We start from the raw sequence: 16,936 nt of genomic DNA on the forward strand, positions 1-16,936 counted from the left end.
TCATTCTCGCACAGGTAGATATTTCTACTTTTCTACTTTTGTTAGAATAAGCATCATTCTCGCACAGGTAGATATTTCTACTTTTCTACTTTTGCATATATAAAATAAATATTATTTTAAGGAAAATGGATTAAAACACTCATTTAGCAGTCTGAGAATATGCTATATCTTTTCAAAGTTTCTAACAAAAGTAGAAATATCTACTTTTGTTAGAATGAATATCATTCTCGCACAGGTAGATATTTCTACTTTTCTACTTTTGTTAGAATAAGCATCATTCTCGCATAGGTAGATATTTCTACTTTTCTACTTTTGTTAGAATGAATATTATTCTCGCACAGGTAGATATTTCTACTTTTCTACTTTTGTTAGAATGAATATCATTCTCGCACAGGTAGATATTTCTACTTTTCTACCTGTGTAGGGAACAACCTTCAAATATTACATTTATATTACATTTTATTTTTCATTCTCACAAACTTCTACCTGTGTTATTATCAGAACTATACAGAAGTAGAAGTTTGCTAGGTAGAAGTTTGTAGTAATAAAAAATTTTAGGAGGAATAGTAATGGCAGCTAAAACAATCGTTGTAGGAAATTTTAAAGGGGGAGTGGGTAAAACCAAGGTCTCGGTCATGGTAAGTTGGGAATACGCCACTATACATAATAAGAAGGTTCTTCTCGTCGATATGGATCCACAAGGGAATGCAAGCACTTTAATTGCTCGTTCAGCAGGAATTGAAGAAATTGATCAAACCATTTTCGATGGTTTTAAGAACAAAAATCTCCAAGATGTTGTTGTGAACGTTTCTGAAAATCTTGATTTGATTCCAGCAGCCGTATCATTTAAAAACTTTTCAAAGTTTCTATACCAAAACTATCAGAATGATTTAGATCAAATCACTTTATTGAAAACGCTTTTGGAGCCTCTAAAAGCAAACTACGACTACATTTTTATTGATGTGCCACCGACAATCAGTGACTACTCAGACAATGCTATGATGGCTTCTGATTATGTTCTTATAATATTGCAAGCCCAAGAGCTTTCATTGGAAGGTGCAGAAACCTATGTATCCTATTTGCAGTTTATGGCAGATGAATATGAAGCCGATATTCAGGTTCTAGGCGTATTGCCAGTTCTTTTGCGAGCTGGGGGACGTGTTGACATAAGTACTGTTGAACGGGCAACTGAACTTTTTGGTGAAGACAATGTCTTTAAGAATGTTATTAAACACTTAGAACGTTTAAAAGCTTGGGATATGACCGGAATAAAAAACGAAGATCACCATGACAGAAAAGCACATCAAACCTTTTTAGATGTCGTCGATGAAATAGAGGAAAAACTTGAGAGGCTAGAGGAGGAAAATGTGGATGTCTGAAATCTCAAAGAAAGGCCCATTAATTAAGAAAAAGACAAGAGCTAATACGCTTGATAGACCAAAACCAGTAGTAATAAATAGCCAAAACGATTTTAAATTCAATAATGCACCATCAACTCCAACCGAACCAGTGGACAAAGAATCAACCACTAAACAAAACATTATATCGGCTCCGTCAATTGAGAATAAGTCGATAATCCCTGTTCCCGAAACAATAGCAAAACGGCCCCGTAAAACAAAGTCCAGTGTTGGAAAAAATAATAACGTAAAATCCATTAAAGTTCCACATGATCTTCACATTCAAATTGGAGTACTTGGAAAGTTTATGGACGAAAATAAAACCTATGCTATTATTTCAGAACTAGTCGAGTATTATACAAAAAATGAGTTAACTGATCGACAGCAAAAGCAGTTTGAATACATGACAGGATTCTTTAATGAAAATGAAGAGTAATATTAATTAGCACAAAGAGTTATTCACACATTCTTTCTAACAAATATCTACCTAACAAAAGTAGAAATTTCCACTTTTGTTAGGTAGATATTTCTACTTATGTTAGATAATCTTTTCAATTGATTAATCTAAAGTATGCTAGCATGCTAGTATACTCGTATATATCTGCGGAATAGTAGAATATCTAAATTTGAACTATAAATGCTAAACGGTTTCAGAAGCAAATTTATTTTAGTACTCGAGATAAATTTTTTAATATCACTAAGTGATCTATTACTCCGGACTAAAATGAAAAAAATAGAATGAACTTCAAATAAGTTAAATATTTATAGAACAAACCAAAAGGGCTGAGAATCACTTCTCAGCCCTTTTTATATTTTCTTATATTAAGACTAAAATTTTTTCTTGCTTGGTAACAAACTTAATCTTCAAACATCTTATGGTTAAAAAACTCCGATAATGTCATTCCAAAACCATGGGATATCTTTTTAATCGTACTAATCCGTGGAAACTTAGATCTACCAGCCATGATTTCAGATATGGTTGATTGCTTAACGCCAGAGCGTTTAATCAATTCATTGGTTGTCCATCCTCTTTCAGTCAGTAACTGCTGGATACGAGTGGTTACGGCCTCATCAATTTGCATACAATACCTCATCTCATTCACATTCTAATCAATATCTCGAATTTTCAGACGCGACAGGATTCGCATGTCATTCAGAAATCTTTAATCCAAGATATTTTACCATCAAACGAGAAGTGCTAACAATGGTATTCGACCCTTTTACAGAAAAAAGATCAAAAGTGAAAAATGATCAGATGGTCATTGCTGTAGGTGTGTATCTGCCTAGCGCATGTATTTGAGAACTTGCTATTTAAATAAACATGATACTTTACACTCTCTTATCCGATGATTTCCCTTGCTAAGTTTGATAAACAGATTCTTCTGAAAAGCCTAGTATTAAGGCTTACCCATACTTTAGTATCAGTATACCGATTTTATTAACAGTATACTGTTGTAAAAATATCGGTATACTGTTAAGCTCTGACTAATCAACTAATCCCACAGAACTCAGTAGAAGGGAGGAGAGTAGATGCCTATATGGTTTGGCGACTGGATCAAGGAACAACGGACGGCACTCAGCATTTCTCAGTCCGAGTTATCTGACAGGACGGGCAAACAGATTCCGCAAAGTACGATCAGTATGTGGGAACAGCGGAAGAATGAAAATCCGTCCGCTCAAAACGTGCGGCTGGTGGTGGAGTCATTGGGAATTCCGATGCGAAATTTCCCTTGGGAATCTATCCTCTTTAAGGATAAGAACACGGAAGCGAGGGGTCACGAGATGGCAGAACGATTTTATCTATACGATTTAGCATCCGCATCCAGTTTAAAAACATTCGAAGGGAAAACGTATGTATTGAAGGGGGCAGTAGGTGTGGAGAAAGAATCCGGAGACGTTCGCCATATCACGGATCTCTATTATCGAACACGCTCCGTGATTTCAGACAAACGGCTGCTGGCCAAACGAAAGAATCAGCACGATGAACTAATGAAAATAGAGGGCATCAAAAAGATTAAGTAAATGAGTCAGTAGCACACCCTTAAGAACAGTAAGCAAGACCCCAACAACTTCATAGTACGTGTCCGTCGCAGATGGCAACCTGTGGTATGGATATACGACGAAATGGTTTGGCCAAAGTCGCCTAAAATTGGCTGTTGTTCCGTTGCCAGATTGTAGTTCTCGGTTACCTAAAAACCTTGTGCGCTGCAGCTATAGGCTGCAGAGAGTTAGCGAATGAACCTGCTATAAATTCGCCGAACATTACTGTTCTTAAGGGTGTGCTACTACCCACCAAATCGAAAGGCGGTTTTAGAAATGGCAGCAACAAAAGAGCAAAAAGAACTGAAGACCAATGCCGAACATCTCCTGGCCTATAACGGCAAAGATTATGACGATTGGTTAGAGGAGAAGCACCAGGAAGTGATTTCCGAAAATATTCCGTTGCTCATGAACCTCTTGAAGAAGGAACGGAAAGCCACAAGTCCGAACGCGGCTTCACAAAACTAAAAGACAACTGGCAAAGGAGGGGTTTAAATGGATGGATTAATTGAAACGGGTTTAAGTATATTGGAATGGGCGCAGCGATTAGGCTTAATTGCTGCAGCTATCGCTTTTTGTATCGGAGGGTTCACGTTGATGCTGGGCGGAGACCGTGGACGTGCGAAAGCCATCGGCTGGTTCATCGGTGCAGCCGTCGGACTGGTCATCGTGATGGGGGCTTATGGGCTTGCCGAAGGCATCGACAGCAACATCAAATTTTAATTAAAAAAAGGAAGAGCCGCTCCGGAATGAGTGGCTTTTTTCTATTTACCGACGAAAGGAGAACTGCTAGATGTTGAAGATATTATTTGTGGGCGCACCCGCGGACTCAATTCCCAATCATGAAAAGATAGAGTTTGGCCAGGCGGTAGCCTTAACACACGAATTGGAATTGATGTACCGCAATGAACAGCGGGAAGCCGAAGCGGAGTTTTTTGTGATTGGCAAAGACGGCCTGGACCTCTATAAAGGCGTGTTCCACTTCGGTTCCTATGCTTACCCGAACATTTATCATCAAATCAAAGACAAGGCCATGAAGATCCGCGTCGATAAAGAAAAGCAGGGTGACAAGCTCTTTTTGCTCGAACAGCTTGAAAAGCTGACACCGGAAGAATTTAAGAAAGAAGAAAAAATCGATCGGGCGTTGATCAACGTGGATAAAGACCGTATTTCCCGCTTGAAGAAGTGGCAGCGGATCACGGTGTATTCCCTGGCTGCCATTTTAGGAGCGGGACTGCTGTTCCTGGGGGTTTTATACTTTCTCCAGCAAGGACAGTACGAGGAAGCCCTAGAGGAAGGGCGCAGCATAGTCAGTCAGCAAGAAGAAACCATTGAAACCTATGAGTACGGTTTGTTAGGAGAAGAAGAGACGTTCTTGACATCCCTTGAGGCAAAAGAGGAATTAACCGAAAGCCAACGACGGATCTTGGCCACACTGTATTTAGAGAAGGGCGAATTTGAGAAAGCCGTTCAAATCATGGAGGATACGGTCTATGTGGAAACGCTCATCTTGAAGAATCCGCAATTGGACCAAGAGGAAAAGACCGAGAAAATCACTGAATTCAACCAACTGTACCCGACAAACGAAGCTCGATTCGATTTGGCTTACTTTGACGGAGATTATGAACTAATGATGAACCTTCCTTCTATTAATATGACAGTGGAACGTTCTGAAATGAAAACCTATGGACTCCTGAAGCTTGGCAAGCTCGAGGAAGCAAAAGTGGAACTGAATAATAATAATAGCGAAAAATTGAAACAGAAAATCGATTTGTACGAAGTGCTGACAGCCGAGATCACCACGCTTGAGACAAACTTAGCGGATGCAAAAAAAGCCGCAAAGAAGGATGACAAGGCGATAAAAGACATCAACACTGAACTGAAAAAGAAAAAAGACGAACTCGCTGCACTTTAACTGAAGAGGGGAGGCATATCGAGCATGCTCAATGACCGTTTCACCTATACCTTGAAGAAAGTTGGAGTTCCATTGCTGATACTGGCTATGTCGTTCGCACTCTTTTTTCTTACACTGAACTTCCTGGTGAATGTGGTAGTGGAAGTGTTCCGAAAAACACTCGGCACCGGCAATCTGCTCCAACCAGAACCGATCCACCTAACCGCCTCCATGATTTACAGCTTGCCTTACGTGGATACAGCATTTGTCGTTTATGGCGTACTGTTCCTGCCTTCATTTGGAGCGGCTGCAGTGATGGTCTTCAAATACCTCACGAACTATGGCCAACTCAAGAAAGAGCAGAAAGGCAGCGCCCGCTTCACGACGTTCAAGGAAATCCAACAGCAATACCGCGACGTTCCCGAAAAAGGGGAGACGTTTAACGGAAGCGGCGGGGTGCCGGTAGGCCGCTACAAAAAAAGACTCTTTATCGATGACAGTCCGGTCAACAACATGGTGATTGGGACGACACGAAGCGGGAAGGGCGAAACGTTTGTCTTTTCGGCCATCGATATCTACAGCCGTGCGGAGCAGCAAGCCAGCATGATCTTAAACGATCCGAAAGGGGAGCTGTACGCCGCCTCCAAAGAAACGCTAGAAGGGCTCGGCTATCATGTGGAAGTGTTGAATCTCATGAATCCGATTCAAAGCATGTCCTACAATCTACTGCAGCTCACGATTGATGCATTCATGGAAGGCAATTTTTCGTTATCTCAACAATACGCGCGCTCCGTGGCTTTCATGCTCTACCATGACCCAAAAGCAAAAGATCCATTCTGGGCGAACTCAGCGACGGATTTGTGTACCGCGCTGATCTTAGCTTTGTGCGAGCAATGCAAGCAGGAGCGGGAGAAAATCAATATGTATAACGTGGCACTGATGCTCTCGGATTTGGGCACACGGATGGTGGAGAATGAAGACGGGGAGGAAGTCAGCGCCCTGGATGATTTCTTTTCCAAGTTTCCGGAAAATCATCCGGCTAAAATGCAGTACGCCACCATCAACTTCTCCAGCGGGCAAACCCGAGCCAGCATCTTGGCCAACGCCAATGCCAAACTCGGTGTTTTTACGCTGGATGGCACGGCGAAACTGACGTCCCAAAATTCGTTCGACATGTCGAAGATCGGGTTTTCGCGCTGGATCAAGGGAAAGGCCGCACCCGATACCCGGATTCACGTGACATTTTCTACTAATCAAACAGCAACGATTCGAACGGATGCAGATGGCATGTTCACCCTGTTCCACAAGAACCCGTTGCAGGTTGGGGACTCCTTTACCATAATGGCTGGAAAAGAAGAGACCGTGGTGAACATCACCGGATTGATCGAGCGGGAGCGGAAAGATGGCCAGAAAATTTACGAGGGATTTCTGGAACATGAAGTGAACAATACGAGTTTTGAAATCATGGCCATCATGGAATTCGACAAGCCCACAGCGGTGTTCATGATCGTGCCCGATTACGATGCCACGTTAAATGTCATTGCTTCGCTCTACGTGAAGCAAGTCTATACCAACTTAGCCCGAATCGCTTCGAATTCAGAAGGGGGCAAGTGCCATAGGGAAGTCATCTTTATCTTGGACGAATTCGGGAATATGCCAGCGATTGAAGGCATGGCCAATATCGTGACCGTCTGTCTTGGCCGAAATATTCGTTTCAACCTGGTGATCCAGGCGTATGCCCAGCTGGAAAACCTGTATGGTGACGATTGGAAGACCATCGACGGGAACTGCGGGAACACGCTCTATCTATTAACTGCAGATGAATCAACGGCCGAATTAATTTCCAAGAAGCTGGGGGAGGAAACCATCCTCACCAAGTCCCGCTCCGGCCAGACGCTTTCCATGAGCAAATCCAAAACAGAAAGCGTGGATTCCAGGAGGCTGATGACGGCCACGGAAGTCATGGGACTGAAAGAAGGGGAGATGATCGTCATTCGCATCATCAAACGGCAAGATAAAGACCGGAACCGGATTAAGTCCTATCCGATTTTCTTGACTGGCAAAACCGCATTAAAATACCGCTGGGAATACCTGTCGGAGTACTACAATACCGATAAATCCATTAACGATATCGATATTCCGTGCGAACATTCCATGACGGACCTGAATCAGCTGCGTGCCTCGTTCGTTACCAATAACTTTGCCGATAACCTGCAGAAGGTCAATGAAGGCAAAGAAAGTGAACGGGTAGATCAAGCAGAACAAAAGTCGTTGCTAGAAAAACAAAAAATGGTTGAAGGTAGTGTTGCTGTGACCAAACAGAACAGCAGCTCTTTGAAGCACCAGAAACGAAAAGTTGAAATGAATAAAGAAGAAGAATTTAATGATTACGTGAATCAGCACTACAAAGTGGAGCAGCTCTTCAACAGCACCTTCCTTCGGAATGTGGATGCCGAAAATCCAGAACACTACCTGGAAATGGGCATCGTCGACTTTCGGGAATTCGTTTTGGCCAATAATCACCAAATCGAAGACAAGTTCTGTTCCGTCATTTTAACGAAGATAAACGGCGTCTTAGCAAAACTAAAAGAAGAACAGGAGGTTGTAACCGTATGAATGAAAAACTGGAGCTACTGGACCGCTATTTGCTGTCCCGTGAAAATCGGCTCGACGCAGGGGACGTGTTAACTGTTAAACTGGTAGATGGAATGTTGACGGTCTATAAAGAAGAGGATCTCGAAAGCGGACAGAAGAGGCATGTGACATTGGTTGAAAAGTTCGATGATCAATTGGACATGATGATCGAGGACTTACTTGTGAATCAAGTATAGGTAGCGATGCATTATCATAACTAATATATAGGAGTGTTTTCTATGAAAAAAATAGTGATTTTACTGGCTGTCATTCTGATATTAGCCGGTTGTGGGGAAAAAGAATACTTCAAGCAAATTTATCTTGAAGACGTTAAAGAATACATGGAAGAAGATAAGGCTGGCTTTATGCTGATTGTTACAGACAACGATGAACCCTTTCAGAGCTATGTAAAAGATATAGCAGAGAGCGAGGAAGTTGAAATCGTTATGTACAACGTTTACCAATCTGAAAAAGGAACCGAAGATCAGCGTCCAGTATTTCCTTACGATGAGGTTGAGCGATTTAGTGAGCTCTACTATATAGAGGATAATAAAGTGCAAGGAGCTCTTCCGGTAAAAGATTATGAGGATATGAAACTGACTGAAGAGGTTGAGCACTTCGTGAACCTTCATGAATAATGCTTTTTTCGGGTGATAAGGAGTGATGTTCCATGAAAGATACAGAAATTGTAGAAAAGATTGAAGAATTCAGCGAGTTTTTGAGCATTGGTACCGCAATAAGCGACATGGTTCGCTGGTTGGGGTGGGTGTTCGTCAAAGGGCTTGCTTTTATAGTAGATGGGCTCGAAAATGTGACAGACGATGTATTACTCGTTAAACAATTCTTTCAGAATCCAGAAATTGCGGCGTTCGTTGATACGATACGTCCTTTTTTGTACATTCTTTTAGCGTTCAGCCTGCTTTATACAGGTTATTTATTGATATTCCAGAAGAAATTTGATCGCGAAGGCATGGCCATGAACTTGTTTATTGCGCTGGCCATCATTGTGGCGCTGTCTCAAGGAATGGGTAAAGTCAACGATTTTACGGATGAGGCTATCAACGCTATCAATACGACCGAGTTATACGATGAGGGTGAAGGGTCTTTATCTGACAACATCATTTCACGGCAGCTCACGGATTTATTGGAGTTCGATAAAAAGGGCTGGGAAACAACCGAATTGGATCCTTCGAACACATTACCACTCTCTATGATCGGACACCTATCCGTTACGGAAAAGATGAACGTTGATCGAAAAGAGTTAGAACTAACGCCTGAAGGCAAAGATATTATTTCACATAAACTAACATGGTCCATTTCTGAAAAAGAATTGATAGAGCTGGAAAACAGCACATTGTTGCCTTGGACAAACGAATTCTATTATCGCTACGACATCAACTGGCTCACGCTACTGACCACGTTGACCGTCATGGCATTCACGCTATTCTCAATCGCATACAAACTGGCCAGGCTGTCTTTTGAATTAACGTTCAACTACATTCTGGCCTTACTTGTGGCTCCAACCGATATACACGATGGCCAAAAAACAAAGAAAATCATGCAATCCATCTTGAATACCTTTCTCGTCATCATCTTGATTTTTCTCTCAATGAAGATTTATATGATTGGTACGGCCTACGTCGCGGCAGAATTGGAAGGGTTAGCGTATTTGATTGCCTTAATCGCCTTTTCGGTCGCTGTTATAGACGGACCGAACATTGTGGAACGATTATTCGGCATTGATGCCGGTCTTAAAAACGGCTGGGGCGTCTTGGCTGGGGCTTATGCCAGCGGCAAGTTAATTTCTGGTGCCGGTGGAGCGGTAATGAACACCATGAACCGCTCCGGTGGTTCCAGTAGTTCTGACGGTTCCGAAAAAGACAATGGCCAGGACGAGAAACCGGCGGGTCGTCAGAATAAGAATGGAGCGGCTACTGAAAATGCCGTATCGCCAAATGATGGTGAAGCAAAAGAAAAAGCACAAACCGGACTGTCCGCCGGCGGAATTGCAGCTGATTCAGCCATTGTTGCTGGTAAGGTCGGCCAAAAAGGAAGCAATACAGGGACGGATAAAAATAAAGGCATCGAGAAAAACGGACAAGCTCCTTCACCGAATGAGGACATTGAGCTTTCAAAAGAAAATCCGAAGGGAAGTTCGAATTTGAGCGGAGCAGCTGGAAACAGCAATACCGCTACTGCAAACACCAATTCTGAAAAAGCCAGTTTGCCAGGCAATGAAAAAGGGCCCCAGGAGACTTCACAAGGCACGGGAGCAGCTGGAGGACATATCTCTTCACCTAACGTTTTAGAAGGCGACGATTCTAGCGCTTCTGGAGTCCATGCAAGATCGGTTGGTTTAAGTGGTTCTGCTCCTTCACCGAATGATGCTGATCGTACAAGTGGTGGGTTATCAGAGGGATTAGCTGCTACCAACATTCAGAACGAGCACATGGAACAACAACCGATGGGCCAAACAGTGGAAGAAGGCGAGAGCATCCATGAACAGGCGGGTGGCAATTCCCAAAATCGTGGCAGCTCAACAGGAAATTCCGGTCCTCGTGCTGCAGCCAGTTCGAATTCTGACATCACGGCGACACCATCTTCCATGGCAGGACAAAGCCAGAATGATGCTGCCAAGATTCCTTCTGGAGGTCCGCAAAGCACTACCAGCGTCAATCGCTCCGATGGTGATCAAGCCATCGATGAAGAGGTCACCGCGAATGAAACCCAAGGTACTGCAATACAGGGAGCCAGTAACGTGAGTACCAATATGAGTGGCACTTCTGGTATGGGCGCCGCTCCAGCCTCTAATACCAGCAACCCGGCTGCCCCTTCTTCCGCAGAAGGACAAAGCCGCCATGAAACCAGCAGTGCTCCTTCTGGGCGTCAGCAAAACACGACCACCATCACCCGCTCCGGCGGTGATCAAACGATGGATGAAGATGTTCGGGTTAACGAAACTCAAAGTACCACGACACAAGGTGCCAGAAACGTGACCTCGAATACGAGTGTTGCTTCTGGATCGGGTGGGTTCAAGTCCGAAGCACCTGCTGCGCCAGGCTCGTCATCTACATCAAGCACTGGATCCAGCCGAACGATCAATCAAGACAGTGGTTCCCGCGAAAGCATCGTGAATGAAACAACGGTCAATCGGAATCATCTGCAAGATACGCAACAAACGGACCAAACCAACGCGAACGATATCCGCAGATCGCGTACGCATCACTTAAATCAAGAAAGCTCAAACACGCTGGACCGCATCAAGAATTACCGGAGAGGGAGATAGCTGCTTGCAGCTGTCTCTTTTTTCGTTCCCAAAGGAGCTGAGATTAATGAGAATCTACCAAATCCCGAACGAAATCACGACTGAATTAAAAATCAACAAAGCGCTGTACCTGTTCGATTTGTTTTTGATCATCGGCTTGATTGTTTTCCGGATGATCGCTTTGCCATTCGTTCATTCATCGCTGGTCTGGCCGTTTACCGGATTCCTGGTTTTGTTTGGACTCTTTTTGATTATCCGGCCTACCACGAATCCACAAAAACGAATGAACCAAGCGATTCTGTATGCGATGGTCCGAAAAAAAGATACGTACAGCGCAATTGACTACGAGGAGGGCAACTAAAGATGGCTTTATTTGATGAAACGACGAAACGCACGAAATCCAAAAGCCGGACCGCCTTGCTCGACGAGCGGGACATTGCCGCTGAACGGAAAGCGCACAGCACAAAAAAGAAAGTCCTGTCATCATTTGCTGACATTTCGCCAATCGTCGACATCACCGATTCCGAGTTTTTTGAAATGCGAAACGGTGAATTCATGGAAATCATTCAAATCACCAGCAAGGACATCTATTCGCTGAACGAAACCGACAAAGACAACGACATCTATTCTCTTGCACACTTTTTTCAGGCGTATTTGCCTTCTGTCAAAGTCATCCCGCTCAATACACCAGTCAATTTGGAGATTCCCAAGAGGCATGTCATGCGGGACATCCGGCGAAACCAGAATCCGTATTACCTGCCGCACTTGGAAAAGAAATTGCGGGACTTGGAGTTTCTCGAGAACAACCGGACAGATCGCGAGTTTTTTCTGTTCATCTACGCAAACGATGAAAAGGCCCTGTTGGAGAACAAAGTCCATGCGCGAAAGCTGATGGCTAGAAGCAACCCGCTCCGTGAACTATCGCTGGAAAAGAAGTTGAGCATCCTGTATCAATTGGCCAACTTGAATTCCAAACCACTATCCGACGTCTAGGAGGACCTGACATGCTGAACTTTTTAAGCACCATATTGAAACCGAAGAATGACGACGAAGTGAAAGCGGAAAAGGGATACAACCCTTATCTGCTGTCGAAGATCCAACCACAAGGCGGCATCAAATTCGAGAGCGGCTACGTGAAGACAGGGGATGGCTATGTCTCCTGCATCCATGTCTACAAATACCAATCCCTGGTCGGTGACTTCTGGCTCGAAGAATTGATGCGGATTGACCATGCCGTCGTCACACTGGATGTTGCCACGGCGGATCGGAAAGAGATCATCGAATCCATCAACAAATCTATGGCGGAACAAAATACCCGCTACCAAACGGCCAAAGACAACGTGGACCGCATCGATGCCCGAGCCAGTTACGAAGAGCTCGATGGAGTCTATAAGCAGATTACCAAAGGCGAGATTATGAAACGAATTCATCTTCGGGCATACGTGAAGGCCAAGACGTTCGAAGAGCTGGAGCAGCGGGTGCGGCATGTGTTGGATGAACTGGAGAGTCTGAACTTCCGAGGCTCGGTCTTACTGAACGAGCAGGATTATCTGTGGTCTGGCATTTTTGCCAGTTACGATAACCAGTTGCAATTCATCAACAAACGAAGAGGCAAGGAGATTCAAGCACTGTCGGTTGCTGGTGGCTACCCGTTCCATTACACCAGCCTGACAGACGAGCATGGCACCTATTACGGCACCACCGAAACCAATGGCAGTGTCGTCTTTGACCTCTTCCACAAAGACAAAAACCGCAAGTCCTATAATGCGTTGATGATCGGGAAGATGGGTTCCGGAAAATCCACGCTGTTGAAAAAGACCGTGATGGACCAAGCGAGCAAAGGCAACAAAGTCCGCATCCTGGACGTGACCGGCGAATTCAGAAGTTTGGTGGAGGAGATGGGCGGCAAAGAAATTGCCTTGGACGGATCCCGGGGCATCATCAACCCGCTCCAGGTATTCAAGACGGTGACGAATGAAGAAGATGGCTCCACAAACGAAACGCAATCCTTTACGCAGCACCTGTCGAAAATGAGCGTCTTCTACAACTTTATCAACCCGCAGGCCAATGCAACCGAGAGTACCGAGTTTGAAATTCTGCTTCGCAAACTCTATGTCGAACGGAAATTGTGGTCTAGAGATCCGGAAGAAATCATTTCGGTTACCAAATTCAAAGCGGAGGAGTATCCGATATTCTCAGACCTCCTGTTTCTAGTAAGAAAGGAACTGTACAAAGACTTCGATCAGCAAATCCGGCATGAGAATCTAGCACAGGAGCGGGAGCTGCGCCTGTCGAATATCGAGTTGTCGTTGACGAACCTGGTCGACAACTATGGCAGCATCTTCGATGGCACGTCTTCCATCGAAAGTTTCGACGATGAAGGCATTGTCTCGTTCCCGCTGCGGAATCTGACCAACTTGAAATCGGAAATCTACCAGGCGCAGATCTTCAGCATTCTGAACATGCTATGGGACAGCATGATTTCAGAAGGGGCACCGCAGTTCAATGCGTATAACAAAGGAAAGCTGGCGTTTGAGGACGCATCGAAGTTCTTGGTCCTGATCGATGAAGGACATCACCTCATCAATACGCGTGAAGTTTCCCAGCCAGCGGTACTGTACCTGAACAAATTCATGCGGGAAGCCCGGAAGTATTTCGGCGGGCTTTTCTTTGCGTCGCATCTCATTTCCGACTTCGTTCCGGACGGTTCTAACAATGAGTATGCGGAAAACGTCAAAGCGCTGTTCGACTTAACGCAATACAAATTCATCGGCCAGCAGGATGCCCAATCCTTGTCTGCTATCCAGAATGTATTCAAAGGCCAGCTGACCGAATCGGAGACGCGGGTCATTCCGCACCTTGAAACTGGGAAGGTGGTACTCTCGATTTCTGGAGATAAAAACATTGTCTTTTCAGTCGATGTATCGAAACGAGAACTGGCGATGTTTGGTGGGGGTGCGTAAAATGCCGCAGCCACGTTCAAAGGCTCAACTGGCTAAGACCGCAATCAAGCTAGCCTTGCTGAAATACAACCCCATCGGCATGCAAGTCAAACTGATCATTGCCGGATCTGCTCTGGCAATTGGTATTCTACTAATCTTCACAGCCGGGCTCTTCTCCATGTTCTCCAGTTCCGACGACAGCTCTTCGGGCGTGGGGGTAAGTACGGGACCGGCATCGGTTTCCTCAGAAGTGGCCCAATACCGGGAGCCCATTTCGAATGAGCTGGCCAAGCACAACATGGAAGGCCAGACCGAATTATTGCTGGCGTTGATGATGCAGGAATCCGGAGGGAAAGGAAACGATCCGATGCAAGCCAGTGAATCGAAATGCGGGTCGATTGGCTGCATCACCAATCCCGATGAAAGCATTGCGTACGGCGTAAAGCATTTTGTCTCCGTCTTTGAAAGAGCTGGGGAAGACATGAAGCTGACGCTGCAGAGCTACAACTTCGGGAGCGGCTTCATCGATTATGTATTGAAGAATGGCGGTGCCTATACCAAAGAGCTGGCCATCTCCTTTTCACAATTGCAGTACCAGAAATTGAAGCACACCGGCATCTATACCTGTCACCGGCCGGAAGCCATTCAGCACAATGCGTGTTATGGAGACATCGGGTATGTGGACGCCGTCCTGAAGTATTTGCCGTCTGCCAGCATGGGGAATTCGGACATGATTGCTGGAGATTTTGCATCGCCTGTCAGCAATGCCATGCGCGTCACTTCCAACTACGGATGGCGGAACATTGGAGCAGGACCGGAACATCACGACGGCATCGACTTAGGCTGCAGTGAGGCTGATTCCATCCACTCGGTGAAAGATGGCACCATCGTCTATGCCGGCACGTATGGCGGATATGGGAATGTCGTCACCATTCAACACGCAACTAATTCCTTCTCTACCTATGCTCATCTAAGCCGTATCAGTGTTCAATTAAACCAAAAGGTCGAGGGTGGCAATCAAGTCGGAATGTGTGGCAATACCGGACGTTCCTTCGGCTCGCATCTACACTTTGAAATCAAAACCCAGATGTGGGGCGGCTATATGGATCCCGCTCCTTTCTTATTTAAGGAGGCGTAACGAATGCAATTTACAACAAAATCATTACTCATTGTCATCTCTTTTCTTCTAGCCATCTCATTGGCCGCTAATGTCTATAGTTTCAATTTAGATGAATCTGTAGACCGAGGAGCCATCGATACATCAAAGAAGACGGAAGCAGAATACAAAAGTGAGTTAGTAGAAAAAGAGAATACTACTGCATCACTCCAGGAAGAACTGGACGCAAAAGAAGTCGCCGCTCCAGCTGAGAGCGAAGAAGTGGAACTAACAAATTCAGAAGCCGGAACGGAACCGGATGAACTCGTCAATACCGCACAGCGGTTTGTCGAATATGCTTTTGAAACCGATTCGGAGACGTATATCGCACGCAAAAAACTGGCGCAGAACTACATGACCGAGAGTCTTTACGAAACCTTATACGCTTCAGATGGCATGGCTGGAGAGCAACAAGAAATAGCGGTGACCATCAACGAAGTCACGGTTTTTTCAGCTGCCCATGACGAACAGGAAGCCATCGTCTTTTACACCTACGAAGAAGAAATCCGTTCTTCCGGATACAAAGAGCAAAAGAAAAGGTACGTAAAACTATTCCTTACGGTAGAAGGAAATCAATTAAAAGTAGCGGCAATCGAACCGCTCGAAAATGACTACGGAGGGATCTAGATGGCCAAAAAGAAAAAGAAGAACCTGAAGCTGAACATGTCGACTCTCTACATCACGCTGGCCTTCCTGTTCATTCTGGGCTTCGGTTTTTTCGGAACTTCGAAGCTCTTTATGGCCGAAGACATTCCACTTAACCAAACCAAATTGAACGAAGAGTTTGATTTGCAGGCGAACGGGACGTTCACGGTAAAAGAATGGACCTACGACAAAGAAGAACAACTGATGGAAGTCACACTGGTCACGAACGGCATAGATGATTACCTGAACAAGCTCGACTTCTCTGCCGTCAGCCGGGAAAATCTCTCTACAGAACTGCCGACAGAAATCGTCTATGACGAAAGCGATATCTACATCATCCACATCAACGAAGTACCCAAAGACTTCAACCAGATGGCACTTCGGTTCAACAAAAGCGAAAAAAGTTACGACGAAATGTTTGCGGAAGTTGAAGGAGAAGAAGAGCAAGACAACGTCATTTCCACCATCTACACGGACGAGCGGGTGGTCAAAGAAGAACCGATACCTGACCGGAACTTTACGGAGTATGCACAGGAAATCACCGGCGAATTAATTACAGAAGCGGAGCAGGACATCGAATCCCTAGAAGACAAGAGCCGCATGGCAGACGATGTGATTGCGGATATTCGCAAAGAGATTGAGCAGCTGCAAGCGGACCTTCTGTATCAAACCGTTGATGAACAAGTCGAAACAAACAACGAGGTTTTCCAACTGGAGAAGCGTATTGAAGATTACGAGCGGGACAAGCAAACGATCAGCGACGATGCCCGAACAATTCGCGCAAAAGTGGAACGCTTGAAACAAAAACAATACGATTTGAACATTTAACGGTAATTTTACGTGTCTCCACGTGGAGACAAATGGGTGTTTTACGTGCCTCCACGTGGAGGCATATCGCACTTTTTCGTGATATCACCTCAAACCCAGGCTCCGCCTGGTCTAGCACGGAAAGTGATAGCAGAT

The 16,936-nt window shown here is 44.8% G+C and carries 17 protein-coding genes; 16 read left to right on the forward strand and 1 reads right to left on the reverse strand.

Annotation, left to right across the window (positions count from 1 at the left end; genetic code table 11):
* Window positions 1-569 precede the first annotated feature (569 nt).
* On the forward strand, window positions 570-1,379 hold the full coding sequence (locus AC4EG4_RS16425) for an AAA family ATPase (protein WP_490988400.1): 810 nt from the start codon (window positions 570-572) through the stop codon (window positions 1,377-1,379).
* Window positions 1,372-1,833, forward strand: a complete 462-nt coding sequence (locus AC4EG4_RS16430; protein WP_490988401.1) for an SH2 domain-containing protein — start codon at window positions 1,372-1,374, stop codon at window positions 1,831-1,833. The genes AC4EG4_RS16425 and AC4EG4_RS16430 overlap by 8 nt, the downstream gene beginning before the upstream one ends.
* A gap of 421 nt (window positions 1,834-2,254) precedes the next feature.
* Here AC4EG4_RS16430 and AC4EG4_RS16435 read toward each other — a convergent pair whose 3' ends face one another.
* Window positions 2,255-2,479 (reverse strand): helix-turn-helix domain-containing protein, encoded by a 225-nt coding sequence (locus AC4EG4_RS16435; protein WP_490988402.1) that lies wholly within the window; start codon window positions 2,477-2,479, stop codon window positions 2,255-2,257.
* A gap of 448 nt (window positions 2,480-2,927) precedes the next feature.
* Between AC4EG4_RS16435 and AC4EG4_RS16440 the strand changes: the two genes are divergently transcribed.
* The 14 genes from AC4EG4_RS16440 (at window position 2,928) to AC4EG4_RS16505 (ending at window position 16,801) form a co-directional block, all read left to right on the forward strand.
* Window positions 2,928-3,419 (forward strand): helix-turn-helix domain-containing protein, encoded by a 492-nt coding sequence (locus tag AC4EG4_RS16440; RefSeq protein WP_490988403.1) that lies wholly within the window; start codon window positions 2,928-2,930, stop codon window positions 3,417-3,419.
* A gap of 294 nt (window positions 3,420-3,713) precedes the next feature.
* On the forward strand, window positions 3,714-3,905 hold the full coding sequence (locus tag AC4EG4_RS16445) for a hypothetical protein (RefSeq protein WP_490988404.1): 192 nt from the start codon (window positions 3,714-3,716) through the stop codon (window positions 3,903-3,905).
* A 27-nt stretch (window positions 3,906-3,932) separates the two neighbouring features.
* On the forward strand, window positions 3,933-4,160 hold the full coding sequence (locus AC4EG4_RS16450; RefSeq protein ID WP_490988405.1) for a hypothetical protein: 228 nt from the start codon (window positions 3,933-3,935) through the stop codon (window positions 4,158-4,160).
* Window positions 4,161-4,230: 70 nt separating this feature from the next.
* A complete protein-coding gene (locus AC4EG4_RS16455) occupies window positions 4,231-5,352 on the forward strand; it encodes a hypothetical protein (RefSeq protein ID WP_490988406.1) in 1,122 nt (373 codons plus the stop codon).
* Window positions 5,353-5,376: 24 nt separating this feature from the next.
* Window positions 5,377-7,947, forward strand: a complete 2,571-nt coding sequence (locus AC4EG4_RS16460) for a VirD4-like conjugal transfer protein, CD1115 family (RefSeq protein WP_490988407.1) — start codon at window positions 5,377-5,379, stop codon at window positions 7,945-7,947.
* A complete protein-coding gene (locus AC4EG4_RS16465; protein WP_490988408.1) occupies window positions 7,944-8,162 on the forward strand; it encodes a hypothetical protein in 219 nt (72 codons plus the stop codon). Before AC4EG4_RS16460 ends, AC4EG4_RS16465 begins: the two co-directional genes overlap by 4 nt.
* Before the next feature lie 42 nt (window positions 8,163-8,204).
* Window positions 8,205-8,603, forward strand: coding sequence for a hypothetical protein (locus AC4EG4_RS16470; protein ID WP_490988409.1), 399 nt, complete (start codon window positions 8,205-8,207; stop codon window positions 8,601-8,603).
* A gap of 32 nt (window positions 8,604-8,635) precedes the next feature.
* Window positions 8,636-11,251 (forward strand): pLS20_p028 family conjugation system transmembrane protein, encoded by a 2,616-nt coding sequence (locus AC4EG4_RS16475; RefSeq protein WP_490988410.1) that lies wholly within the window; start codon window positions 8,636-8,638, stop codon window positions 11,249-11,251.
* A gap of 46 nt (window positions 11,252-11,297) precedes the next feature.
* The gene (locus tag AC4EG4_RS16480) at window positions 11,298-11,591 is read left to right on the forward strand and encodes a DUF5592 family protein (protein WP_490988411.1); all 294 of its coding nucleotides are present in this window, start codon (window positions 11,298-11,300) and stop codon (window positions 11,589-11,591) included.
* Window positions 11,592-11,593: 2 nt separating this feature from the next.
* A complete protein-coding gene (locus AC4EG4_RS16485; RefSeq protein WP_490988412.1) occupies window positions 11,594-12,223 on the forward strand; it encodes a TraC-like domain-containing protein in 630 nt (209 codons plus the stop codon).
* Window positions 12,224-12,234: 11 nt separating this feature from the next.
* Window positions 12,235-14,193, forward strand: a complete 1,959-nt coding sequence (locus AC4EG4_RS16490; protein WP_490988413.1) for a VirB4 family type IV secretion system protein — start codon at window positions 12,235-12,237, stop codon at window positions 14,191-14,193.
* A gap of 1 nt (window position 14,194) precedes the next feature.
* Complete coding sequence (locus tag AC4EG4_RS16495; RefSeq protein WP_490988414.1) at window positions 14,195-15,310, forward strand: lysozyme family protein; 1,116 nt, start codon at window positions 14,195-14,197, stop codon at window positions 15,308-15,310.
* A gap of 3 nt (window positions 15,311-15,313) precedes the next feature.
* Complete coding sequence (locus AC4EG4_RS16500; RefSeq protein WP_490988415.1) at window positions 15,314-15,955, forward strand: YddI family membrane protein; 642 nt, start codon at window positions 15,314-15,316, stop codon at window positions 15,953-15,955.
* Window positions 15,956-16,801 carry a hypothetical protein gene (locus tag AC4EG4_RS16505; RefSeq protein ID WP_490988416.1) on the forward strand — a complete coding sequence of 282 codons (846 nt, stop codon included), beginning with the start codon at window positions 15,956-15,958 and terminating at the stop codon, window positions 16,799-16,801.
* The last annotated feature ends 135 nt before the right edge of the window (window positions 16,802-16,936 follow it).

It is taken from the genome of Planococcus sp. TJ-201, from assembly GCF_058268495.1.